A 25,792-nucleotide genomic window follows, 5' to 3' on the forward strand; every position below is an offset into this window, starting at 1 on the left:
GTAGAGTTAATTTAAACCTTTGTTAAGTTTAGATTTCTAAAATATAATCTGCTAGATTCGTATTTCTTTCCAAAACCATCTTTTTTCGCAATCGATATCGTTTAATTTCGACACTTTTTACCGAGATATTAAGAAGAGGGGCGATTTCTTTCGATGAAAGATTCAGCCTTAAATAGGCGCATAACTTAAGATCGTTGGAAGTAAGATCTGGGTGCTTGGATTTTATCTTTTTGAAGAATTCCTTATCTGCATTATTAAAAGCATCTTTAAACAGGTTCCAATTATATTCTTCATTTATATCCTTATCTATAGTTTTAATAACCGATTTAACTTTGGATGATTCAGATTCTTTTAATTGGTCTTTGATATTTGTAAGGAATTCGTTCTTTTTAATCAAGCTCATTGTAGAAACTGCGAGTTCTTTATTTTTATTCGTCATATCCTTTTCCAATTGTTCATTTTGCAATTTAATAATCTTTTTTTCCGCTTCGAGATTTTGAAGCTTTAAAGCTCTCTCATTTTCAGCAATCTGTTTTTTATGATAGCGTCTATAGAGAAAATGTGTAAGTAAAATGATTCCAATAAACACTAGGATATACAATCCAATTGCAAGATTGCTCAAATAAAATGGTCGTCCAATACTGAATTTATAGGATACGGGTTCAGTTATCTCATTAGCGACTTTCGACCTTACTTCAAAGGAATAATCTCCAAAACCGAGATTTTTAAATATAGCTTCCGAAGATTGATTCCATTCAGACCATTTGGAACTAAGCCCTACCAAACGATAACTATAAAGCGCTTTGGTATATTTGTTATAAACAGGAGCTGTAAACTGAAAGGAGAAATTGTTATGATAGGAATCAAATTTTCCGCGTTTTGCAAGAATTGACTTTTCTGATTGAGATTCCAGTGCACTATTAGTTATCTGACTAATTTGAACTTTGTATTGTTTTGGGTTAGTTCTTTTATCCTTAAATTTTAAATATCCGTTCGCAATACCCAGTAAATATTCATCCTCCCCTATAGCCGAGATATTTTCATACCCGTCAGCAATATTTCGAAATGTTTCATCTATATAAAACATTTTTTTTTCATAATCTCCGGAAATTGCAGAAGGACGTATATAAAAAATATAGTTGCCCGCAAAACCCCATAATTTTTCGTTGTTGTTATTAATCATCTTTCCAGAAATTCTATGTCCTTCAGAAACCTTGGAATTAAGTTTGTTGTGATCAGAAAATTTATTCGTTTCCGGATTATATTGGTAGATTTTTGTTTTAGTACTGTAGTAAAGTGAATCTGCAAATAGAAACATACTGGAAGTGGCCCAAATACTATCTGAAAATTTAAAATTTTGGAGTTTCTCAATCTCATTCAGACTCTCATTATACTTTACCTTGAAAACGCCTTTATGTTCATTATTAATCCAAAGAACACTATCGCTTTCTACCTCTATATACCTTGAGGAATGTGGAAAACCTTCAACTAAAGGTGATGAAATAAATTTTCCGTTTTCTTTCTTCAGAAAACTGAATCCGTAATAATGACCCTGCGCATATAGATTGTCCTTAATTTTTTTGATGAACCAGGTTCCCAATTGATCACATATTTTTGTAGCAGTATTTCCTTTAATCAAAAAAGTCCCTGTATCATGACCGCAAAAAAGATCTCCGTCAATCTCATTAATGCTCCAAACCTGACCATTTGTGCCGGGAATTAAACTGAAATCTTTGGTGCCCTTTTCTTTTAAATATAAACCCTGATTTGTTCCCAGATATAAATTTTCGCTTTTCAAAACCGAAGTATATACAGAGCCTATCTTTCCTTTATTATCCTGAAATGAGCGAAAAGATGAATTGGGGTTAATCATGCTAATACCAAAATCCAGTCCTGCCCAAATATTACCTTTACGATCAACAAACAATGAAAGTATGGTATTATTTAATAAAATATTTTCTTGGTTATAATCGTAAATTATGTTTCCATCATGATCTATTTGGATAATGCCTTTTCCTACCGTGCCCAGAACCATTCCTCCATCACTCAAAGCGGTAGCTGCAAAAATGTTGGTATACTTAATTTTTTTACTTAGATTCTTATTATACTCCGTCAACCTTTGCCCATTCCAGCTAAAAAATCCAGAATTTCCAGTTAGAAACCGAAGTTCACCCATACTCCTATAAAGATATTTAATGGTTACGTCTTTAAGATTTGAATAGGGTATTTCTAATTGTGGTTCACCTTTTTTGATAGAATACAATCCGCCACCTACCAACTGGAAATAAAGATTATCATTTAGTTTGAATATTCCCGAAACTGGTAAATTCTCTGGTAATTCCAATTCCAATACTTTCTCGCTTTCAGGATTATAAAAGTAAATTCCAGCAAAACTTCGAAATATTACCATCCCTTCTAGTAAACTAATGTCCCAGAACAATTCCCCGTCATGTATTCCTTCGGGAAATTCATCAATAATACTGGTATAATCGAGAGTACCATTTTCATCACGCTCCCAAAAACCCGCTTCCATGTAAGCTCCTGTATAAATTCTATTTTTCACTGTCCGAACAGACCTAACTATAGAATTATTAGGAACAGGATATAGCTTCCATTTCTCCCCATTATATTCCAAAAGACCGGCTCCGTTTGCAAAATAAAAATCACCTTCAGAACCCTGAGAAATCATCCAGTTTTGATTTCCCGCACCATATTCGTTAGGCCCATAATTTACTACAGGAGGCAATTCCTGTGAAAGACTTAAAAATGTGCTTAAAACAGTTAAAAAGAAAATTAGTAATCTCAAGAGAATAGTTTTGAAGCTAATTTAATTTTTATTCTATGAATAAGTGAGAGAATTCTGAAAAGCTGGCCCAAAATTTGAAATACCCCCCGTGTTAGGCTTATTCTTTAAGCATCTAAAAATGTTATAGTACGTTAAAATTCATACAGGTATGTGATTTTTTTTGAATCTTGCCTGTTTTTAGAGGTTTTTACCTTACAAATCACACTAAAATAAGCTCTTAATAACTATTAGAATATGCACAAATCTACGTCTACCCTGGACTACCGACGAATTTTTAACTTCCCGAATTTCAGTCTTCTATTATTTTTCACTATTTGCTCTTCCGGTTTTGCACAAGATAAAAGTGCTACTCAAGGAAAAGAAGTTGCCCATACTTTTTATATTACCGCTAATACCGGTTTGGATGAAAGCAATAAGATCTCTCAAGAGGTTTTAAGCGAAATTGTAAAGTCTTCGCAAGAAGACAAAGATGCAACCTTGTTAATTGTTGGAAACATAACCAAAGAAAAGGGATATCCATCCAAAGGCAAGGCTCAGGGAAAAACAGAAACCTATTTAAAAAATTCACTTTTAGCTCCCATCGAAAAATTCAATGGGAAAGTAATCTTCACTCCAGGCGTGAACGAATGGAACAAAAAAGGGCACAAGAGTATAGACGATCTGGAATCTTTTTTACAGGATAACAGCAAAGCGAAATTTTGGCCAAATGATGGTTGCCCAATTGAAAGTGAAGAAATAAATGAGGATGTTGCATTAATTATGATAGATTCTCAATGGTATCTAGAAGATTGGGATGAATATCCTTACATCAACAATAAATGTGATATTAAAACCAGGGCGCAATTCTTTGAAGAGTTCCGGGATGAATTAAAAGACAATTTTGGCAAAACCGTTATTGTTGCTGTGCACCATCCAATTTTAAGCAGCACCAAATATGGCTTTATAGATAAAGTAGCTGGGTTTTCAGACCAAACCTACCAAAATCCAGAACAGAGCAGGCTTCATAATATACTGGAGGCAACTGCACGTGAATTTGAAGATGTGATCTTTGTATCCGGGAACGATAGGAACCTTCAATACTTAGATCATCATGAAGTACCACAAATTATAAGTGGGGCGGCGGCTAAAACTCAAAAAGCTAGCGCAGCGAAGAAAGGACATTTTGCATCGAATAAAAATGGGTATGCAAAACTTATCCTATTTAAAGATGGAAGCTCATTGGTTCGTTTTTACGAAACCACGGCTACCGATTCCAAATTCTTGTTCGAAAAGGAGATTCAAAGAAAAAGGACTTCTTTAGATGAAGTTTCCTATAAACCTAAAGACACGTATGGCAATACTGCAGTTTCTTCTATATACACCATGAAGGAAACAGATAAAAGCGGATTGTATAAATGGGCTTGGGGTGACCACTACCGTGATATTTATAGCAAACAAATAAGTGCTCCCATATTGTTTTTGGATGATCTGCCTGGAAATGTAAAGCCAATTACAGAAGGTGGAGGGAATCAATCCAGATCTTTAAGGCTTATAAATGATAACGAAAATGAATACACGTTAAGAGCTTTAAGAAAAAGCGCTATCCGTTTTATTCAAAAGAATATGAGGGAACATTATGTGGCAGATATTGTAGACAATACTGTTGCTGAAAGAATTGTGATGGATTATTACACCACGGCACATCCTTATGCTCCTTTTGCATTAAATGACCTAATGGACGATGTAAACATTCTTCATGTAAGTCCGAAAATATATTTTGTTCCAAAACAAGAAGCTTTAGGGGTTTTTAATGATGAGTATGGAGATGAACTTTATATGTTGGAAGAACATGTGGGAGACGAAAATAAAGACATGGAGATCTTTGGTTCACCAGATGATATTTTGAGCTCTTCAGATCTTAGGGATGAGCTGTTAGAGTCAAAAGATGCCAATGTAGATGAAGACGAGTATTTAAAAGCACGAATTTTTGATATGCTTGTTGGAGATTGGGATCGACATGACGACCAGTTTCGTTGGGCAGAATTTAAAGAAGGGGATGATAAAAAAATCTACAAAGTAATCCCAAGAGATAGAGATCAGGCTTTTTCTAAATATGACGGTCCAATTATTTCTTTATTGAAATTAGGATTCCCTCCATTTAGAGCAATGCAATCTTTTAATTCTTCTATCAAGAATGTAAAGTGGTTCAACACTGCGGGCTATCCAATGGATAATATGATTATCCAGAATTCTACTTGGGAAGATTGGGAAAAGCAAGTGAAATTCATTCAGTCCAATCTTACCAACGCTAAAATTGAACGTGCGTTCGCTAATTTGCCCGAAGATATAAAAGATGAAAGCATTGCCAATATTCAGAAAAATTTAAAGATCCGGCGGGATAATTTAATGGAAGTGACCCGCGACTATTATGAATATTTAAATAAGTTCCATGTTGTTACGGGAACAGATAAGGATGATAAATTTCTTATAACCCGAAAAAATGAGGGGGTTACAGAAATTCAAATTTTAAGAAAAGATACCGTTGTTTTCCAAAATAACTACAATGCAAAAGACACCAAAGAAATTTGGGTTTACGGATTGGATGGGGACGATGAATTTAAAATTGAAGGAAAAGGAACAAACCTAATAAAACTAAAAGTTTTAGGGGGCGAGGAAAATGATATTTACAATTTCGAAAATTCCAGGAGAGCAAAATTGTACGATTACAAGAGCAAAAAGAATACAATTGAAAAAGCTGGTAAAAAATGGCTGGTAGATTCTTACGACATCAATAATTTTGATTTCACAAAAAGAAAGACCTCCCAAAATAGCGCTTTTCCAGCTTTAGGATACAGTTCAGATGCTGGGGTGAATGTTGGAATTTCCGATACTTATACTACGTATGGATTAGCGAAAAACCCTTTTACAACGCAACATACTGTAGGAGCAAATTATTATTTTGATACCGAAGGTTTGGAATTAAGTTATTTCGGAGAATTCGCACATGTTTTTTATAACTGGAATTTGGGAATAGATGCTTATTACACAAGTCCCAACTTTACGTTGAATTACTTCGGAAAAGGAAATGAAACCGTTTACGATAATGATATAGATTTAGATTATAACCGAGTGAATATTGAGCAATGGCGTTTCTCCCCTACCTTAATTTGGTCCAATAACAGGGGTAGTAGATTTCAATTTGGGCCTACCATAGAATCTTTAGAGGTTTCTAGAGACACCGATAGGTTTATAGCCGATACTTTCCAAGCATCCAACGATATTTTTGAAGATCAGCTTTACGCTGGAGCAGAGGTAATTTATCAATATCTAAATAAAAGAAAAAACCCTGCGTATCCAACCCTGGGAACCCAAATAGATCTTACTGCTGGGTATAAAACGAATATAGACGATCATGACAATGAGCTAGGGTATTTAAAACCCTCTATTTCTATAGATTATCCTTTACACAATAGTGGTATAATTGTTCTTGCTACCAAAATTGGTGGAGAAGTTATTATTAGTGATAACTATGAATTTTATCACGGTGCGATGTTGGGCGGAAATGAAAGCCTAAGAGGTTATAGAAATCAGCGTTTCAATGGGAAAAGCAGTTTTTACCAAAGTACCGATTTGAGAATTGGTCTTGGAAAAATCCAGACAAACTTTATTCCGTTGCGTTTTGGGGTAACCGGGGGATTCGATTACGGTAGGGTTTGGTTAAATAATGAAGATTCCAAAGACTGGCATACCAGTTATGGAGGTTCTATTTTTATAAACGGGTTTAGCGCCTTTACTGCAAATGTTGGATATTATACCAGTGATGAAGATGATAGAGTGGTATTTACTTTTGGTTTTAAATTTTAGAGCATACTTTTTAACTATAAATTTAAAGCGATGCCTGATCCAATAGTTCAGGCATCGTTTTTTCTGATAAGTACTTCCTTTTATTTCGACTATATAAGCCTGAAACAGCTTTTAGATATTTTCTTATCTTCACTTTTCTGATAAAATTAGACCAGAATCCATGAGCAGAATTAAAGTTATCCAGCATGAAGATGCCGAAGGTAAATTGAAAGAGATCTATGACGGAATTGTAGAAAGTCGTGGTCAGTTGGCCGAAGTTCTAAAAATCCAAAGTTTGCGCCCAGAGAGCATTGTGAAACACGTAGATCTTTATATGGAGATCATGTTCACAAGGTCTGAACTTTCGCGAGCGCAAAGAGAAATGATTGCTGTAATTGTATCTATAGCCAATAAATGCATTTATTGTGCAACTCATCATGGGAATGCACTATATCATTATTGGAAAGATGAAGAGAAATTAAAAATACTAAAAACAAATTATCAGGTTCTGGCTATTTCTGAAAAAGAAATGGCGTTATGCGATTTTGCACACCTTCTTACTTTACACCCAGAAGCCAATAACAAAACCGATCTTACCGAAAACTTAAGGAATACTGGTTGGAGCGATGCTGCCATTTTAGATGCTACCTTGGTGGTTTCTTATTTCAATTTTGTGAATAGAATGGTACTAACACTTGGAGTGGAATTGGAAGAAGATGAAGGAAAAAATTATAAATACTAAATATGGACATTAAAAAATTCGATGCAATAATTATAGGAACAGGACAAGCCGGGCCTCCTTTGGCTGCCAGTCTTGCAAAAAATGGCTTAAGCACATTGATTATTGAAAAAGCTCATCTTGGTGGTACTTGTGTAAATGTAGGGTGTACGCCTACGAAAGCTTATGTAGCAAGTGCGAGAAGGGCCTTTATCGCAAAAAATAGTTCTAATTTAGGTATTGAAATTGAAGGGAAAGTTGAAGTAAACCTCAAAACGATCAAGGCTAGGAAAGATAAAATTATTCAAGATTCCAGAGATGGCTTGAACAAGATGCTGACAGAAACTGAGGGTATCACATTATTAAAAGGAACTGCAAAATTTAAAGACGCAAATACAGTGGAAGTAGATGGCAAAACCTTTACTGCAGATAAATTCTATATCAATGTTGGTGGGAGAGCCAGAATTCCTGAAGGCTTCAAGGAAGTGAACTGTCTTACCAATACCAGTATTCTGGAATTGGAAGAAATTCCCGAACATCTTATTATTGTTGGTGGCGGCTATATCGGGCTCGAATTTGGACAAATGTTTCGCCGTTTTGGGAGTAAAGTCACAATTTTGGAAAGCGGAGATCAATTACTGAAACGCGAGGATAATGATATTGCTGAAGGGATTGCCGAGATCTTTAAAAATGAAGATATAGACATCAGGTTAAATGCCGAATGCATAAGTGCAAAAAATGTAGGAGATCAAATTGAAGTTAATATTAATTGTACTGAAGGATCTCCTTCTATTATCGGTTCCCATTTATTAATCGCTACTGGAAGAATTCCAAATACAGATAGCCTTAATCTCGAGAAGATTGGAGTGAAAATGGATAAAAGAGGCTATATTAAAGTGAATAATGAACTTCAATCCAACCTTCCACATATTTGGGCTCTTGGAGATTGCAACGGCCAAGGAGCCTTTACGCATACGGCTTACAACGATTTTCAAATCGTAAATTCTCATCTTTTTCAGGAGAATAAAAGAATGTTATCAGATAGGTTTATGTGCTATGCTGCATTTATAGATCCACCCATTGCAAGAGTTGGTCTTAACGAAAAAGAGATCAAAGAAAAAGGTCTAAAAGCTAAAGTAGCAACCAGAGCCATGTCTAAAATAGCTCGGGCTAAAGAAATGGGTGAAACTCAAGGAAAGCTGAAGATCTTTATTGAAGAAAAAACCGAGAAAATATTGGGCGCAACTTTTCTAGGAACCGGAGCCGATGAGTATATCCATAGCATCATAGACCTAATGTATGCGGATGCCCCTTATACCGTAATTAGGGATGCTGTCCATATTCACCCAACTGTAAGCGAATTGATCCCTACCATGCTGGAGAATCCAAAACCTATAAATTAAATTTTAAATACTCAATAGGAAATTAGTGATCTCCGCTAATGAGGCTCCAGTAATTTCCGGCTCTATAGCAAGTGGGTATAGGGATTTTCCGGATCTTTCAATAAATCCCGCCTTTAGCCCTGCCCGCTTCGCTCCAGCTATATCCCATCCGTGAGCTGCAATAAGCATACTGTCTTCGGGTAAAATATTCATTAAGGAATATGCACAGTGGTAGGTAGAAACATGAGGTTTGTAATTCTTTACTTCCTCTACACTCAATACTTTATCAAAAAAATGATGAATCTTGGCATATTTTAATTGATCCTGTACTACCTGTGGTTTCCCATTGGATAACGCAACTAATTTAAAACCATTGTTGCTTAAGATGTCCAAGGATTTAGCAACCTCTGGATAAGCAGATAATTTAGTTATCGGACTTAACACCTTCTTTACTTTCTCTTCTGAAAGTTGTACATCTAGTTTATGAGCAACCATTTTTAAGGTTGCAGCAGCGATCTCTGAAAAGTCCCTATAATTTTCTGTGAGGGTCTCCACCAATGAATAGTGAAGCAAGGTCGGAAACCAAATATCGAAAGCCCATTCATTTTTGAGAGCTTGGTTAATGGACTGCTCTAAGGGAGACATATCCAATAAGGTTTCATTTACATCGAAAATCAATAATTTAGGTTTTGTGGTCATCTTCCTTTCTTTAAAAATAATAAGTTATTAAAAAAACCGACCTCCATTAAGAGATCGGTTCCAACTATTGTAATTATAGGTTGTTATTATATAGGATCAAAATCAAATTTTTGTCCACCAACAGATATTCCTGCCATGGCACCTGCTTTTGCTTTGGTTACAATCCCAACTCCATTTCTAAATTCAACATCTCTGGATACTCCCTCTTCTAATAGAACTGCTGAAGCATTCGCAGATAACTCATAATTCCCTTTCTTAAAATCATCTAAAGCTTGTTGAGTTTGGAAAAAAATCACTTCAATAAAAGCTTTTCCCCCAGCTTGTAATCCAATATCTACTTGTTTAAGGCTTGCATATCCTACTAAATTTCCTTTTTCATAAACGGTTCCATTACCTGAGGCAGCACCTATAATATAGGCACCTTTACCAACATTGGGGAAAATTGCATATCCTACAGAATTGTTGAACAATGCAGCAATTTCAGGATTATTTGCTGAAACACTAGCTTTGGCATCTCTAGAATCTGCCATGATATCGGCGGCGGTATTCTTACTAGTCCCACAACTTGCCATCGTAATTACCATTAAGGCAACTAAACTTGTTTTTAATACTTTCATGTTTGTTTTTTTGGTTAATAAATCAAATATAGATAAGCTAAATAACCACTAGTGTTAATCGCTTGTTATTTCACTTTTCTTTAGGAAACGTTTTGCCTTAGTGTTAATTAATTAAGAAAATAAATCTATCTGTTTAAGGATCTCGGGAACAATACCAAGAGATATATGCCTGGAAAGACCGAGAAGAAAATACTTTTGAAATTAGAAGTTAACTTGGGTCCGACCCAAGAAAATCGCGTCAGTTCGAGTGAAATTCTGAAAGAATTTTTCTATATAGACAGCGGTTTTCGTTCCAAAACCTTTTCTCGATACAATTTTTACATGAAAAATTACGAACTGACGGTCTTTGAACTTCAATTAAGTTAGGTCGAACCAAAGTTGTAATGAACAGGGAATTAATATTTATAGAACGTTAATGTACTAAGACTGGATAATTTTTTAAAAAAGGGTTTTAGAAGGAAAAATCGTGAAGTCCTTGCTGGATAAAACTATTGTTACTGGAAATATCCTATGTTAGCATTTATTGTAAAAAAGCATTCCGCAGGATTTCAAAATTACGCAAAATGGACTTTTTAGGAGTCGGTAAAATTGCAGTCGGAACTGCAGCTCGGACGGAATTGAAAAACTATACGCAGGAATTAAAGAAGTATTTTTTACTCAATCCATTTTCTAAATTCGCTTGTTGCAGATGCGCTTGTAATTAAATGCTGTTTGTAGTTTTTGATTGAAATTGCCAATCTGTCTCCAAAGTAAGGCTCAATTTTTTCGATGAACTTGATATTTACGATTTCACCACGATTAATTTTAAAAAATTCTTTTGGGTTTAACTCTTTTATTAAATCGGATAACTTGTAGCGAAATTCATTCTCTTTTCCATTTTCGTCAATCGCGATGCATTTTCCTGAATTGGATAAAATTGCTCCAGTATAATTTGTGCTTAAAATTTTTATTTCCGTCTTGGTCTTTAAAATGATGCGTTCTTTGTAATTGTTGTTTAATCCGTCTATGGTTTCCGCTATTTTATTCCAATCAACCTCTTTATTTTGGAGGCTTTCAAACTTTTCCATTGCTTTATAAAACTTGTTATAGCTTATGGGTTTTAGTATATACGCTATTCCGTTTACATCGAAAGCATCTTGGTAAAAAGTGTTATAGGCAGTTGTAAATATAATCGGGGATTTTATAATATTGGTTTTCAATAGCGAAAATACATTTCCGTCCAACAGTTCAATATCAGAAAACACTACATCTACTTGTTCATTGGTTTGATACCATTTTTCGACTTCTTCCTTGCTTTGTAACGAAGCTACAATTTCTATTTTGTCGTTATATCGAAGAATAAGGTCTGAAATGATTTCAATATTTATGGCTTCGTCTTCTATGATCAGTACTTTCATATTTCTAAAACTAAGGGGATTTCAACAATAAATTCATTATTAGTTTCTGTAAAAATAACGTCTTTGTTAAAATTGAGTTGATATTGGCGTTTTAAATAATCATTTCCCGTTCCTGTTCCGAGCGTAAAATCCACTTTGTTAAGTTTGTTCTTGACCACAATAGTATCCTCCTTTCGTGAAAGTGAAATCACCAGCGGAATTTTATTACTCCCTCTATTGTGTTTTATTGCATTTTCTACGCATAATTGTAACGAACAAGGAATGATAAAACCATCTGTATTTTCGATACTATTTTCAATTTGATACGTATTTCCAAATCGTTTTTCTATCAAATTCATATAATTTTTCAAGAATGAAAGTTCATCCTTCAACTCGGCCAGTTGCTTTTTTCCGTGTTTTAAATAGTACCGATATACATCCGAAAAATCGTCGATAAAGCTTTCAATTTGTTCAGGCCTATTTTTTGCCAATCCTGATAAAATACTCAAATTATTGAATAGAAAATGAGGCTCTAGATTCTTTTGGAGCATTTGCGATTGTAAAGTCGCTTTTTCTTTTTCGGTTTGTTCTAATTCTAATGCGGTTTTTTGGGATTGCCTGAAATATAAAAATGCTGAAGTAAGCGCAAAAACATCAACAAGTATAAATGCAACTGAGAGCGTATTTCTTAATCTAGTTATGATATCATATTCTAGTTTATTACCTAACAGAACACGTAAAACAGCATAATCGACAATTAGACCTATAAGAGTAAATATAAAAAAAGATAAAATATAAACCTTCACGAATTTTAGGATTGTGTTTGTGATATCCATCTTATTAATGAATTTCCAAGAAACCAACACCGACAGTAATGCAAGTAGAGAAAATATTAAAATAGAGAGGTGATCAAAATAGTTGTAAAAATCAATATCACTAGTGCTAGCAGCGGTGCGTAGTTTATAAAAAAAATATATTTTAACCCCGTTACCTGTTAACAATAATACAAGTACTATTAAAATTTGCTTTACGTTTATTTTTCGATTTAACACCTTCACCTCTTTATAATTTTAGATCAACAAAACATATTTTAGATTAGTTATTTTTTGCTCTATTTTGTTCTTCTTCGTTTCCAGAATTACGTTGCTCAACTTTTATTTTTTTGTTACCAAAGCTATAGTTTAAGCTAATTTTTACATTTTGAGTATCAAAATAGTTAAGGTATGTTTGGTCTATGCCGTTGGTCTTGGTATTAACACTAGTTGCTTTGCGCTTTAATATATCGTTCACAGCTACTGTGCAATTTAGTTTTTTATCCAGTAACGAAAACTTTAAACCTAAATCAAGACTAACCATTTCTGATACTGAAAAATACATCAATTTTTGTGGCGAAGCGTAAATAAGTGTTGTTTCCGCTTGTACGGTTTTTGCTTTGTTCAAATGGAATGTGTTTCTGTTATATAACTGGAAGTTCCAGCCACTTAACAATTTGGCGTCTAAATCAAATCCATCTTTGTAGCGTGTGTCCATTTTTGATAATGTTGCCTGGGTCATGGTATTCCACCATTTGGTTGGGTTATATATGAAAGTTTCGGTTAACCCGTAATTATAAGCTGTATAAAAATTGTCAAATGTTATTACTATTCTTTGTTGGTCTCCATCTTCCGCTTCGATAATGTTGAAAGATCCATCATCTACATAACTTACAAATGCTTTACTGATGAGTTTTCCTTTATACGTATGTGTAACTTCTAAATTATCAGAAATTTGTGGCTGTAAAAAAGGATTTCCTTCTTGATACGAAATTGGACTTATGTAAAAACGAAACGGATTTAAACGCTCAAAACTGGGGCGTTGAATTCTTTTGCTATAACTCAGATTGAACATATTTTCACTATTTGGATTATATCCTACAAATACCGATGGAAATAGTTTATTGTATGAGTTGGTATCGGTTTGATCGTTTGTTTTTGAAACGCCTTTGGTTTGCGTATTTTCAAAACGAAGCCCGATTTTTGTTTGCCATTTTTCACCTAATGGCTTAGACATATCTGCATATATTGCATTAATGTTTTCAGAATAGATAAACTCATTACTTTGAGTTGGGTCAAAAACTGGTATGCCTGTTGTCATATTGAGAAAATTTACGTCACTATCTGTTTTTGTTAGTGTAGTTTTTACTCCGTAAGAAAAATTTGCCCACTCACTTGGGTGTTCCATATCTATTTTACCACTGTAATTTTTAATATCTTGATTGGTGTTATTTTCCGCTTCAAAAAAACTAGGATTTGTAATAAATTGTTCATTGCTAAAGTTTCTATCAAAAGAATTGTTAAAATTAAAATAATCAATATCAATAGATAGTTTTCTGCCAAGTGTATCTAATTTTTGAATGTAATGCGCATTTATTGAGTGGTTTTTGTTTGTTCTCTCGGCGTTACCTTGATTAATTGTAAACGTTCCATTACCATCATTTATTAATGTTCTTCCATCATCGTTAATACTTTTATTTTCAAACGACCCTGTATATAAAATTCCTACAGTAGCATTATCCGTCACATTGTAATCTAAACCCAACCTACCTGAGATCATATTCTCTTTATTTTTTACATCAAGATTTGTTTCGGTCGAGGCAGATGGATACACAATATCATATTGATCAAATCGTGCAGTGTTTCCTTTAGTCCCATTCAACGAAGCAATTAAATTAACTTTGTCTTTATTATAGTTAAATGTGTTTCCAAAATTAAATAACGGATATGTTGCTTGGGTGTAAGAAGTTCTTAATTGGTTATTCCAGCTATTTTCCTTTGATTTTTTCAGGACAATATTAATAAGTCCACTATTGCCCTCAGCATCATATTTTGATGGTGGCGTTGTAATAACTTCAATACTTTTAATGTCATCGGATGCGATAGTACTCAGATATGCACTTAATTCATTTCCTGATAATTGTACAATTCTATCATTGACCATTACCCGTACACTTCCTTTCCCTACAATGGCTAAATTGTCAGTATCTACATTTACACTTGGTGTAGCTTTTAGTGCATCAAGCGCGGTTCCACCAGTGCCTGCAACTGTATTTTCTACGTTAAAAACCAATCTATCCACTTTTTGTTGAATAAGTTTTTTACGAGCAGTAATCATTACCCCTTGTAGTTGTTGTCCTTCTTCCTCTAAAACGATGTTTCCGATAGTAGGTTCAATAGGATATATTTTTTTTGTGGCAAATCCTACAAAACTAATTTCTAAATAAAAATTTTCATTGTTTAAATCGATAGAAAAATCACCGTTTTCATCAGAAATTACACCTGTAATCAGTGAATTATCCGCTTTGTCTTTTGCTATAATGTTAGCAAATGAAATAGGTAGATTTTGTTTATCAATTATTTTTCCTGTGAAGTCTTGTCCGAAACTGATCGAACAAATAAAAGCCATTAAAAGTGTTGTTATGGTTTTCATAATAATAGTATTTTAAAATTAATAATACTCCAAAAGTATTTTGAGAATGCTGTTTTTGAAATAGCTATGCAATGAATTGAGGAAAAAATGAAATGAATTAGGGGAATTTTTACTCTGACGGGAATTGAAAAATCAGAGCGGGAATTCTTACTCGGGCGGAATGGAATCGCAAATGGACTTTTGAGCAGGTTTGCGGAGGAAAAACCAACTCGGACGAAATTAAAAATCGACCGCCGTGCGGTCTATTTTTTTTGATATTTTAGAGAAGTAGGAAAAAAACGTGCGGAATTTTCACTCGCACGGAGTAAAAAAAATAAAGCGGAACGCAACGGAGACGGCACACTCGGGCGGAAACAACAAATGCTAATGGCTATAACAAATAGGGCGGTAAGTGCCGTACCCATTGGCTTGGGCGTATTTACTAAGTCCGCCAAATCTTTAGGATTTGGCAATTGAAAAAAGAAATAATTACAAAACGAAAAGCTTTGGCTAAGTCCTTAAACGGAAAGGTATGTGCTTATCACCTGCCCTACTTGCCATAGCCTCAACGTTATGAATGGCCTAAAAATCTGTAGAATCCAAATGTATGATTTCGGTTTTTAAAACTTTTTCCTCCACATTTTTAGGTTGTGGTTTTTTTATCCTTTCCATTAGCAATTGCGTAGCTTCTTCTCCTATTTTTATGGGATGCTGATCTATATAGGAGATGGAAGGCCAAAGGAAGGGTGCGAAATCTTCATTAACATATCCAATGATTTTGATGTCCTGGGGGATTTTGAGGTCTTTTTCTTGTACCACTCTGGATGTTAAAAGGGTGCTCAAATAATCCAAGGTAACAAAAGCTTCCATCTTATGATTCTCCAGCAGAAGGTCGAGTTGTTTTGTTAAAACCCGGGAATCTTTGGATACTATTAAAAATTCCTCTTTCAAGGGTACATGGAGATCGCCCATCGCGGCCCTATACCCCTCTATCCTTGCTTGAGCCAAGCCCAGATCGCCAATGCTACAAACCAACCCAATTTTAGAAAGTCCTTTAGATTTCAAATACTGTACTGCATTATAGATGCTTTGCATATCGTCTACCCCAACTTTATCCAATACTAGTGCTACATTAATTCGGTCGAATAAAACCACTGGGATCTCATATTCGGTCAATCTATAAATGTGATCGTAATTTTTGGTGGTTTGGGTTTCGGCAGACAGCGAAATCAATATGCCATCGGCTATACCGTTCGAAACGAGATCCATAATCTGTTTTTCTACAGTCAAGGATTCATTGGAAATATAGGTAATTACTTGATATCCGAGTTTTCTGGCCTCTGCTTGTATTCCGCCCAACACTTTTGCGAAAAAAGTATTGGAAATATTGGGAACAATCACTGCGATGTTTCCAGTGCTCTGGCGTTTTAAATTTATTGCGGTAAGATTGGGACTATAATTATGGAGTTCTGCCAATTCTTTAACCCTTTTTACAGTATTCTCACTAATCTCTGGGCTTCCGTTCAAGGATTTGGAGACTGTAGACACGGAAACATTCAACAATTTAGCCAGTTCTTTTAAAGTGATTTTAGATCGCATCCTAATTTTTATTTACTGAAAAATTAAATTTAGAGAACTTAATCCAGTTTAACCTAGTTTTAAATTACATTCTGTATTGTTCAAGTAGCAAAATAGCCGATTAAATGATTTAATCGGCTTAGTGACCTCGCCAAGAATCGAACTTGGATCTAAAGTTTAGGAAACTTCTATTCTATCCGTTGAACTACGAGGCCTTTTAATAATTGCCGTAAATTTATGAACTTATTACAACATTCTTCTCATAAATTTCGAAGGAACCAAATTTTCAATCCAAAACTGGAGATACTGGTAGATAGCTAGATTTTTCCTATTTTTAATTAAAATTCGCATTATGATCCCAAAGCATAAATACCCCATTATATTCTTAATAGCTCTTATGTTTTCAGGAACTATGATCGCCCAAAATCATCCAATTATGAAAGATCCTTTTGCACACACCTTTTCTATAGTAGCCCGGGACTCTGTAACCGGAGAAATGGCCGTGGGGGTACAGAGCCATTGGTTTTCGGTGGGGCCTTTGGTGGCTTGGGGAAAATCCGGAGTTGGGGTGGTAGCAACCCAATCTTTTGTGAACCCTGCTTATGGCCCAAATGGATTGAAATTAATGGAAGAAGGAAAATCTGCCAAGCAAGCTTTAGAGGAACTAATTGCAGATGATGATGGGGAAGCTTATAGACAAGTTGCATTTTTAGATGCCAAAGGAAGAGCTGCAGCCCACACTGGAGACAAATGTGTGGAATCTGCTTATCATCATGTGGGAAAAAACTTTTCGGTGCAGGCAAATATGATGCTAAATGATAAAGTTGTTCCTGCCATGAAGGCAGCATTTTTAGAAAATTCAGATTTTCCATTGGCAGAACGCATTGTAAAAGTGCTTCAGGCAGCCCAAGATGCGGGTGGTGATATTCGCGGAAAACAATCTGCAGCGCTTATTGTAGTAGGCGCCAACAAGGTCAAGAATTCTTGGGAAGATAAAAAGATAGATCTTAGGGTAGATGATAATCCTGCACCACTCAAGGAATTGGACAGGTTACTTACCCTTGCCCGTGCCTATGAATTTATGAATAAAGGAGATCTTGCTATGGAAGCAGGAGATGTAGATGAAGCTCTAAGACTATATGGTAGTGCTGAAAAATTATTCCCAGAGAATTTGGAGATGAAATATTGGAAAGCGGTAGCCCTAGCAAATAGTAAACGATTTGAGGAAGCAATCCCAGTTTTTAAGTCGATATTTGAAAAAGATGAAAACTGGAGAACAATGACCTTGAGATTACCTGATTCTGGCCTACTGAATTTAACCGAATCCGAATTGGATAAGATTGTGAATTAAGCATCAAGAAGCTCGGGGAAACACACCCTCAATGAGGGATTAAATTGATCATCCAGAAATTTAAAAAAATTTATTATGAAAACCAGAATTTTAAATATTGCAATTCTTGCCCTAAGTTTAAGTGCAATGGTTGCTTGCAAGGACGAAAAGAAAGAGGCTGAAGCGACACCTGCAAACTCTAAAGTGGAAACTAACAAAAACCCTAGAACCACTGCAGCATTGAACCCTGTTCACGGTGAGCCGGGACATCGCTGTGATATTCCTGTTGGGACTCCATTAGATCAAGCAGCTACTACAAACCTTCAACAAAGTAACACGACCACTCTTAATCCCAATGTTTCCCCAGTGCGGGTTCAAGGCGCAGATACGCCTGCCAAGAACCCTCCTCATGGGCAACCTGGACATGATTGTGCTAAACCTGTGGGAGCAGATTTAAATTAATTTGAAGAAAAGGTTTAAAAAAGCCATTTTTATATTGGATTCGATAGAAATAATGAGAGGGAAATTTTTCGGTCAAAGACTCGACTAAAATTTTTAAGTGCATATCCGCTTTTTTACCGGTATTGTTTTAAAATGTCACATCGAGCGGAGTCGAGATGTTTTAATAACCCTCCTGCTTTAGTTGATCCTAGGCGGCAGTCGAAGGACTCAGGGGGACATAATAAAAAGTAGAAACAAGAACTTCGGGGCAAGCCTCGGGAAATTAAACCCTCAATGAGGGATTAAAAATGGCGATATCAACCAATCCCAACTTTTTTTCTGATCTAAGCCTACAAACGATTTCTATTAGCGATCTGGTTGGCAATAAATCCCTTTTTTCCAAAGTTCCTGAAGACTGGCATGCTATTGTTGCCGATATAAATAATTCTACGGAAGCAATTGGAAAGGGAAATCACGATCAGGTTAATCTAGTAGCAACCGGAAGTGTTATTGCTATTTTAAACCTTGCTTACTCAAAAAACATCAGCATCCCTTTTTTCTTTGGAGGCGATGGCGCTACGATGCTTATACCCTCAGAATTGCTAGGAGCTGCTATGACAGCTCTAAATCAGCATAGAATAAATACGCTAGTGAATTTTGGCTTCGAACTCAAAATAGGTTCTCTTTCATTAAAGGAAATCCATGACAATAAAGTTTCTTTAGATATAGCAAAAGTTAAAATAAGTGATGTTTTAACTATCCCTATTGTATTAGGGGAAGGACTTCAATATGCTGAAAAGCACATAAAGGCAAATTTCAACGACGCAAATAACAACACTTTAAAAATTCCTGAACTCCTCAATTTAGAGGGCATGGAATGTAAATGGGATAAAATAAATCCGCCAGAGACCCATCAAGAAGTGGTAAGCCTTATTGTAGTAGCATGCAAAGGGGAAGAGCCTTCAGAAATATTTTCCAAAGTTCTAAAAAACATCGATACTATTTATGGTTCTCTGGACAGCAGAAAACCTATTTCAGTAAAACGATTAAAACTGAAAGCGAGTCTGCGAAAGATGAATGATGAGATGAGAACCAAACTAGGAAAATATGATGGCTTCTATTTGTTGAAAAATTGGTTTACAATGACCTTCGGAAAATACTATTTAAAAAATACCGCATCTGGAAAAAACTATCTTCAGAAATTGGTGGAGCTTACAGATACGCTTACCATAGACGGTAGGATAAATACGGTTATTACCGGCACCCCACAACAACGAAAATCTTTATCTTCCTGTCTTCCGCACTTTTTAAAAATCAGCTTGGGATGCATTGATTTTACTGGAATGAATTTTGAAAATGGGTGTTGCAAGCCTATTTTTGAGGATGTTTTTAAGAAAATTAAAGAATCGTTCTGGTAGTATATCGGTACAAATTATTTCCAAAGAAAGAGGGAAATACAAGGTTGTTAAGTCTATTGGCAGCAGTAGCAATGAGCAGGAGATCCAAAAACTTGTTTTTCTGGGAAAGCAGGAAATAGAAAGACTGGAGGCTCAGGGAAAATTGTTTGTTTCAGAAAATGACATTGTTGTTGAGCAGTTATTTGAAGCTTTGGGCAATGCCAGTATTAAAACCGCGGGCCCGGAAATTATTTTTGGAAAAATATATGACGGCATCGGTTTTAATGAGATCAATGAAGATCTGTTTCGCCATTTGGTGATTGCCAGATTGGCCTTTCCTTTGAGCAAATTAAAGACTATTGAATACCTGTACCGGTTTCAAGGTGTAAGGCTGGATATAGATGCTGTATATCGTTTCCTGGACAAGCTCAATGACCGTTTAAAAACACAGGTTGAGCAGATTTCTTTTGCACATACTTTAAAAGTTCTTGGAGGTAAGATCAGTATTGTCTTCTATGATATGACCACACTTTATTTTGAGGCCAGCGATGAGGATGATCTTAGAAAAGCAGGCTTCAGTAAGGATGGGAAGCATCAGAACCCCCAGATCTTTCTTGGTTTGTTGGTGGGGCTTGGAGGCTATGCTATTAGCTATGATATTTTCGAAGGCAATATTTATGAAGGGCATACTTTGATTCCATTCATAGAAAAAACAACAGCAAAATTTAATTTGGAAAAACCTGTGATTGTTGCCGATGCTGGCTTATTGTCAAATTCCAACATCTTGGCCCTTGAAGAAAAAGGTTACCAATATATCATTGGGGCAAGGTTAAAAAACGAACCAGAAAAAATAAAGAAACAGATACTGGCAAAAAAGCTTATCGATGGCCAGATGATCAAAATACCAAAGGCTGAAAAAACCCGTCTGATTGTTACCTATGCCAACAATCGAGCGGCAAAAGATGAGCACAACCGAAAAAGAGGATTGCAGCGCCTGGAAAAGCGGATAAAGTCTGGAAAGCTCACCAAATCCAACATCAACAATAAGGGTTACAATAAATATTTAAAAATGCAGGGGGATGTGACCATTGAAATTGATTATGAAAAATTCTGGAAAGACAACGCCTGGGATGGATTGAAAGGCTATGTAACCAATACAGAACTATCAGATAAACTCGTAGTCGAAAATTACAAAAATTTATGGCATATTGAAAAGGCCTTCAGAATGTCAAAGACCGATTTACGAATACGGCCCATTTACCACAGATTACGTCACCGGATCGAAGCCCATATCTGCATCTCATTTACGGCTTACAGTATCTATAAGGAATTGGAAAGGTTGCTGCACACAGAAAACTCTACTATATCACTAAGAAAAGCAGCAGAACTCACACATAATATATATCAAATAACTTATACCCTTCCTGATTCTAAACACACTAAATCAAAGCTCCTGAAAATGGATGATCAGCAGGCAGAATTATATCAAATCATCGAGAAAAATTTCTAGGGTGTTGCAACGCTGAAGACAGGGCGAAAGATGAATGATGAGATGAGAACCAAACTAGGAAAATATGATGGCTTCTATTTGTTGAAAAATTGGTTTACAATGACCTTCGGAAAATACTATTTAAAAAATACCGCATCTGGAAAAAACTATCTTCAGAAATTGGTGGAGCTTACAGATACGCTTACCATAGACGGTAGGATAAATACGGTTATTACCGGCACCCCACAACAACGAAAATCTTTATCTTCTTACTTAGATCACTTGGAAGAAAAAGGAAAGATCAAATATGGGCTTCATGTTAGTGAACAAAGTGTAATGTCCTGTTATGTGCGGGATATGACGAAAAATGACCATATCCATTTTGTAGATGGTGCGGGAGGTGGTTATACAAAAGCAGCAAACCAATTAAAAAACAAATAGTTCCCTACTTGGTTTACTTAAGTTATATGCTATTTTTAAAATTTCACATCCACATAGCATCTTTGGGTTTACCTTGGTTGAATTTTAGTTAATATTCAAAACTGTCATTTTTCACATAGTAAAGAATCTCAATGAATTTAAATACTGAATGAATGGAGATTCCTCAATACTTCGGAATGACCACATTTACTCCATGTCATCCTGAACAACGTGAAGGATCTCAATGAAATAAAAAATAAAATCTTAATCCAATCCACCTTTTCTGGTGGCATCCCTTGCCTCTGGCCAAGTCATTTGTTCTCCGGTACGTTTGCTAATTGGTAACACCCTTTTTTCTCTTGACGTTCTCTCCGGATCTTCACTTGCCATATAGGCCATTATTGCAGTAAGGATTACATTACTTCTCACATCATCAAAAACAATCTTATCATAAGTGTCCAAATTAGTGTGCCATGTATAATTCCAATAAGACCAGCTTAATGAACTTAAGCTAAATGCAGGAACGCCCGCTGCGAGGAAAGAAGCATAATCTGATCCTCCTCCACCTGGAATTCCAGGGAAAGTGGTTTCAATTTCACCAGAGATCTCTTCTGGCACTGCTTCTAGCCAGCTGCCTAAATAATCGTAGGAATTTAAAAATCCTCCCCCAGAAAGCTTAACCACTCTTCCAGTTCCATTATCCTGATTGAATAATGCCTGGACATTATTTACAATTTCTGGATGATCCTTCACAAAGGCTCTGGACCCGTTTAGCCCTTGCTCCTCACTGCCCCAATGTCCTGCAATAATTGTTCGCTTTGGATTAGGGTACATTTTCTTTAATATTCTCATCGCTTCCATCATCACTATGGTCCCAGTCCCATTATCTGTGGCACCAGTTGCCCCATCCCAAGAATCGAAATGGGCCGAAAGAATTACATATTCTTCTGGCTTTTCAGATCCTTTAATGGTTGCTATCGTATTAAAAGTAGGAACAGCTCCCAATTCTTCAGACTCTGCAACTATTCGCAGTTTTGGTTTATTTCCATATTCTGCCAATCTGTACACCATTCCGTAGTCTTCCAGGGAAAGTTCTACTGTTGGTATTTTTTTAGTTCGTGCAGAAAAAATCTTATTTGCTCCAAAACCTCGTGACCAGTTTAATGTGATAATTCCTGCTGCACCAGCATTTTCAAGTGCTTCGGCAATACTTCTATTGGTATATCCAGAATTTATCATTCTTAATCCCCAAGCGTCAGATTGTGTTTTTCGATCTTCTTTCATTTTTTCAAAAGATACATCTGTAGCAAACTCTTCCCAGTTATAATCTGGTCTCCCAGTTTTTTGAGGCATAGAGATCATTACCAGTTTCCCTTTTACCCCAGCTAACATTTTTGCAAATTCTGCTGAATCTTTTGCATCTGGAAGAATAACTACCTCGGCAAGGATTGGTTTTTTACCAGAACTTGGGCTCCACGCCAATTGCATTCCAGATAAGGATCTTACTCTTGGTTCTATTAAATCGATATGTGTAATTCCGCGTTTCCAGCCTTTCCATTCTCCCCACTGCTGATTTTCCGCAGAGATACCCCAGGTTTTATATTTGTTTACCGCCCAATCGTGTGCTTGTTTCATCTCTGGAGTTCCAACTAAACGTGGCCCAACCACATCCAATAGTTCATGTCCCAGTCTTTCTAGTTGGGAATTCTCTGATGCTTCTTTTATAATATTTTCAATAACTACACCTTGGTCTTGCGCGAAGAGAACGGCCGAAAAACAGAGTGAGAGGATGAGTAAAAACTTATTTTTCATAAAAAAGGGTTTGAGTTAAATTATGTTCTTCAAATATATCTTTTTTTATGTATATCCGTTTTCTGTTCTTAAAGTTCTTTCGTCACCCTGAATTTTTTTCAGGGTCTCAATATTGCATTGATGTACATTGAAATGAGATTCTGAAACTACCGAACGGTCGGGACAGAATGACGTCATTTTTCAGTTTAGAATACTTTACGGACAAACAATCTTTTTTTAACATAACATGTTTCCCTTGTTCCCAACTCAAAAAAATTTAAATTGGTTACTCGCTATACTCATATTTTTCGTCTTGCTAAGGCCAGTGATAAAAAAATCATCTAGCTTGGAATAACTACAAATCAGAATTGTCATTCTGAAGGAAACGTAGTGGACTGAAGAATCTCAATAAAACAGAATTAATATAACTAGAGATCCCTCCTAAGGTCGGGATGACATATGAATAAAATTGTAATGCCGTTCCAAAGGTTTTAGTGAGGGAGTGTTTTCCAAATAATTGGAAATCCAAAAAAAATTATAGATCCTTCTATAAACTCTATCTTTTTGTTACGATCTTGCAATTGGATTCTTAAAGAAAATTTTATGGATATCGAGTTTGTAAGAGATAAATTTCCGTCCCTAAAAAGGGGCTATACGTTTATGGACAATGCCGGAGGCTCACAAATATTGGGCAGCAGTATTAATTATATTTCTGAATATTTCTTAAACTATAATGTGCAATTAGGTGCTTCTTATGAAATTTCTGCCAATGCCGGGAAAGCACTAAAAAATGTGACCGAAGAAGTTTCTGGGTTTTTAAATGCAGCTAACTCCAAAGAGATCATTATTGGACCGTCTTCCACAATGCTATTAAGGATCTTAAGTATTTGTATCGGCCATAATTGGCAAGCTGGGGACGAAGTGATTATAACAAACACCGATCATGAAGCAAATATTTCTTGCTGGAAAGACCTTGAAAAAAAAGGAATAAAAATCAGGGTTTGGAAGGTGAACCCAGAATCTTTTGAACTGGAGCTAAATGATCTTTCTAATTTATTGTCCAGTAAAACAAAGCTGGTAGCGCTAACGCATTGTTCCAATGTTTTGGGAACTATAAACCCTATCAAGGAAATAGCGAAGATCGTTCATGAAGCCGGTGCGCTCATTTGTGTGGATGGGGTTGCTTTTGCACCCCATAGACGAGTAGATGTTCAGGATTTGGATGTAGATTTTTATGTGTTTAGCTGGTATAAGGTATATGGCCCCCACCAAGCTGTGATGTATGGAAAATTGCCACTTTTGATCAATATGCCCGGCATTAATCATAACTTTTTTAAAGCTGAAGATGTTCCCTATAAATTTCAGCCCGGGAATTATAATTTTGAACTCACTTATGGTTTAAAGGCTATTCCTGCGTATTTGATAAATTTCTATGATCATCATTTTCCCAACAATAAATTCAGTAACAATGAAAAATTTGAGGCCAGTTTTGAATTGATCGCAAATTACGAAGCTCAATTGGCGCAAGAACTTTTAAGCTATTTAAAATCTGTTGAAAGGGTTAAAATTATTGGAAGCTCCAAAGCAGGTTCCACTGTTCGGGTTCCTACCATCTCCTTTATTCATCCAGAATTCAAAAGTTCTCAAATTGTTGAGCTAGTAGATAAAAAACATATTGGGATTCGGTTTGGGGATTTTTATGCAAAACAGCTTATTAAAGATCTGGATCTGGAACAATATGAAGGGGTGGTGCGGGTGAGTTTGGTGCATTATAATACGCTGGAAGAGGTACAAAAATTAATTGCCGTTTTTAAAAATGTCTTTTAACCTAAACAACCCCAGATACCCGCGGCAGGCTGGTACAAAAACTCTTTATTTTACTTCTGAAGTTGCAATTATGTTACCTCCTGCGTGTAGGATTGCTTTTTTTGCCTTTTCAAAATCTACTTCGGAAATGGCTCTGGTGGCATCCTCCAGCAAGATGGCTTCAAAACCTTCATTTAGAGCATCCATAACCGAGAAATACACACAATAATCTGCCGCCAGGCCACAAAAGTATAAAGTGGTCACTCCTTTTTCTTTGAAATACCCTGCAAGCCCTGTAGATTTTAAATGCGCATTATCGTAAAATCCACTGTAACTATCTATATTTTTATCGGTTCCTTTTCTAAAAATGGCTTCTATTCTTTCCGTATGCAATTTAGGATGAAATTCGGCCCCTTTCGAATTCTGAACGCAGTGAACCGGCCATAGTTTCTGATCCATTCCATGCAGCTTGATACTTTCAAACTCCTTCTTTTCCGGATGGTTTTCAGCAAAACTGGAATGATCCTTTGGATGCCAATCTTGGGTTGCGATCACCAAATCGAATTTATTTTGAAGTTCATTTATGATAGGAACAATTTCATCCCCCCCGGGCACAGCCAATGATCCGCCGGGAATAAAATCGTTTTGCATGTCTATAATTACCAGTGCCTTCATT

General features: G+C 35.8%; 18 protein-coding genes and 1 tRNA gene. 9 read left to right on the forward strand and 10 right to left on the reverse strand.

All coding sequences use genetic code 11. The annotated features are described in order from the left end of the window. Nucleotides 1-28: 28 nt before the first annotated feature. The gene (locus JM83_RS05335) at nucleotides 29-2,806 is read right to left on the reverse strand and encodes a triple tyrosine motif-containing protein (RefSeq protein WP_144960074.1); all 2,778 of its coding nucleotides are present in this window, start codon (nucleotides 2,804-2,806) and stop codon (nucleotides 29-31) included. Between the two features lie 234 nt (nucleotides 2,807-3,040). On the opposite strand from JM83_RS05335, the gene JM83_RS05340 reads away from it, so the two are divergent. The 3 genes from JM83_RS05340 (at nucleotide 3,041) to JM83_RS05350 (ending at nucleotide 8,749) form a co-directional block, all read left to right on the forward strand. Continuing rightward, nucleotides 3,041-6,649: a metallophosphatase gene (locus JM83_RS05340; RefSeq protein WP_144960076.1), complete on the forward strand. Its 3,609-nt coding sequence runs from the start codon at nucleotides 3,041-3,043 to the stop codon at nucleotides 6,647-6,649. A gap of 160 nt (nucleotides 6,650-6,809) precedes the next feature. Continuing rightward, a complete protein-coding gene (locus JM83_RS05345) occupies nucleotides 6,810-7,370 on the forward strand; it encodes a peroxidase-related enzyme (RefSeq protein WP_144960078.1) in 561 nt (186 codons plus the stop codon). A 2-nt stretch (nucleotides 7,371-7,372) separates the two neighbouring features. Then, the gene (locus tag JM83_RS05350) at nucleotides 7,373-8,749 is read left to right on the forward strand and encodes an FAD-containing oxidoreductase (protein WP_144960080.1); all 1,377 of its coding nucleotides are present in this window, start codon (nucleotides 7,373-7,375) and stop codon (nucleotides 8,747-8,749) included. Between the two features lie 3 nt (nucleotides 8,750-8,752). On the opposite strand, the gene JM83_RS05355 is transcribed toward JM83_RS05350, so the two are convergent. The 7 genes from JM83_RS05355 to JM83_RS05385 form a co-directional block, all read right to left on the reverse strand. Beyond that, complete coding sequence (locus JM83_RS05355; protein ID WP_144960082.1) at nucleotides 8,753-9,427, reverse strand: haloacid dehalogenase type II; 675 nt, start codon at nucleotides 9,425-9,427, stop codon at nucleotides 8,753-8,755. An 86-nt stretch (nucleotides 9,428-9,513) separates the two neighbouring features. Next, nucleotides 9,514-10,044, reverse strand: a complete 531-nt coding sequence (locus JM83_RS05360; protein ID WP_144960084.1) for a YSC84-related protein — start codon at nucleotides 10,042-10,044, stop codon at nucleotides 9,514-9,516. A gap of 653 nt (nucleotides 10,045-10,697) precedes the next feature. Continuing rightward, nucleotides 10,698-11,441, reverse strand: a complete 744-nt coding sequence (locus JM83_RS05365; protein ID WP_144960086.1) for a LytR/AlgR family response regulator transcription factor — start codon at nucleotides 11,439-11,441, stop codon at nucleotides 10,698-10,700. After that, on the reverse strand, nucleotides 11,438-12,256 hold the full coding sequence (locus JM83_RS05370; RefSeq protein ID WP_144960088.1) for a sensor histidine kinase: 819 nt from the start codon (nucleotides 12,254-12,256) through the stop codon (nucleotides 11,438-11,440). Before JM83_RS05370 ends, JM83_RS05365 begins: the two co-directional genes overlap by 4 nt. 259 nt (nucleotides 12,257-12,515) lie before the next feature. Continuing rightward, on the reverse strand, nucleotides 12,516-14,885 hold the full coding sequence (locus tag JM83_RS05375; RefSeq protein WP_144960090.1) for a TonB-dependent receptor domain-containing protein: 2,370 nt from the start codon (nucleotides 14,883-14,885) through the stop codon (nucleotides 12,516-12,518). A gap of 561 nt (nucleotides 14,886-15,446) precedes the next feature. Further along, nucleotides 15,447-16,463 (reverse strand): LacI family DNA-binding transcriptional regulator, encoded by a 1,017-nt coding sequence (locus JM83_RS05380; RefSeq protein ID WP_144960092.1) that lies wholly within the window; start codon nucleotides 16,461-16,463, stop codon nucleotides 15,447-15,449. A gap of 122 nt (nucleotides 16,464-16,585) precedes the next feature. Beyond that, nucleotides 16,586-16,657: transfer RNA gene (locus tag JM83_RS05385), tRNA-Arg, on the reverse strand. 137 nt (nucleotides 16,658-16,794) lie between these two features. Between JM83_RS05385 and JM83_RS05390 the strand changes: the two genes are divergently transcribed. The 5 genes from JM83_RS05390 to JM83_RS05410 all read left to right on the forward strand — a co-directional run bounded on the left by JM83_RS05390 (nucleotide 16,795) and on the right by JM83_RS05410 (nucleotide 21,540). Beyond that, nucleotides 16,795-17,793, forward strand: coding sequence for a DUF1028 domain-containing protein (locus tag JM83_RS05390; RefSeq protein ID WP_222430215.1), 999 nt, complete (start codon nucleotides 16,795-16,797; stop codon nucleotides 17,791-17,793). Between the two features lie 75 nt (nucleotides 17,794-17,868). Then, the gene (locus JM83_RS05395) at nucleotides 17,869-18,234 is read left to right on the forward strand and encodes a hypothetical protein (RefSeq protein ID WP_144960094.1); all 366 of its coding nucleotides are present in this window, start codon (nucleotides 17,869-17,871) and stop codon (nucleotides 18,232-18,234) included. 287 nt (nucleotides 18,235-18,521) lie between these two features. Next, nucleotides 18,522-19,631, forward strand: a complete 1,110-nt coding sequence (locus JM83_RS05400; RefSeq protein WP_144960096.1) for a DUF3095 family protein — start codon at nucleotides 18,522-18,524, stop codon at nucleotides 19,629-19,631. Next, nucleotides 19,597-21,120, forward strand: coding sequence for an IS1634 family transposase (locus JM83_RS05405; RefSeq protein WP_144963685.1), 1,524 nt, complete (start codon nucleotides 19,597-19,599; stop codon nucleotides 21,118-21,120). The genes JM83_RS05400 and JM83_RS05405 overlap by 35 nt, the downstream gene beginning before the upstream one ends. A gap of 30 nt (nucleotides 21,121-21,150) precedes the next feature. Further along, entirely contained in the window at nucleotides 21,151-21,540 is a 390-nt protein-coding gene (locus JM83_RS05410; protein ID WP_261376363.1) for a DUF3095 domain-containing protein, read from the forward strand. 243 nt (nucleotides 21,541-21,783) lie between these two features. On the opposite strand, the gene JM83_RS05415 is transcribed toward JM83_RS05410, so the two are convergent. Next, nucleotides 21,784-23,331 (reverse strand): M20/M25/M40 family metallo-hydrolase, encoded by a 1,548-nt coding sequence (locus JM83_RS05415; protein ID WP_144960098.1) that lies wholly within the window; start codon nucleotides 23,329-23,331, stop codon nucleotides 21,784-21,786. A gap of 582 nt (nucleotides 23,332-23,913) precedes the next feature. Here JM83_RS05415 and JM83_RS05420 point away from each other — a divergent pair. After that, entirely contained in the window at nucleotides 23,914-25,137 is a 1,224-nt protein-coding gene (locus JM83_RS05420; protein WP_144960100.1) for a cysteine desulfurase-like protein, read from the forward strand. Between the two features lie 45 nt (nucleotides 25,138-25,182). On the opposite strand, the gene pncA is transcribed toward JM83_RS05420, so the two are convergent. Next, a complete protein-coding gene (gene pncA / locus JM83_RS05425) occupies nucleotides 25,183-25,791 on the reverse strand; it encodes a bifunctional nicotinamidase/pyrazinamidase (protein WP_144960102.1) in 609 nt (202 codons plus the stop codon). Nucleotide 25,792 lies beyond the last annotated feature (1 nt).

This window comes from Gillisia sp. Hel_I_86 (assembly GCF_007827275.1).
Taxonomy (GTDB): Bacteria; Bacteroidota; Bacteroidia; order Flavobacteriales; family Flavobacteriaceae; genus Gillisia.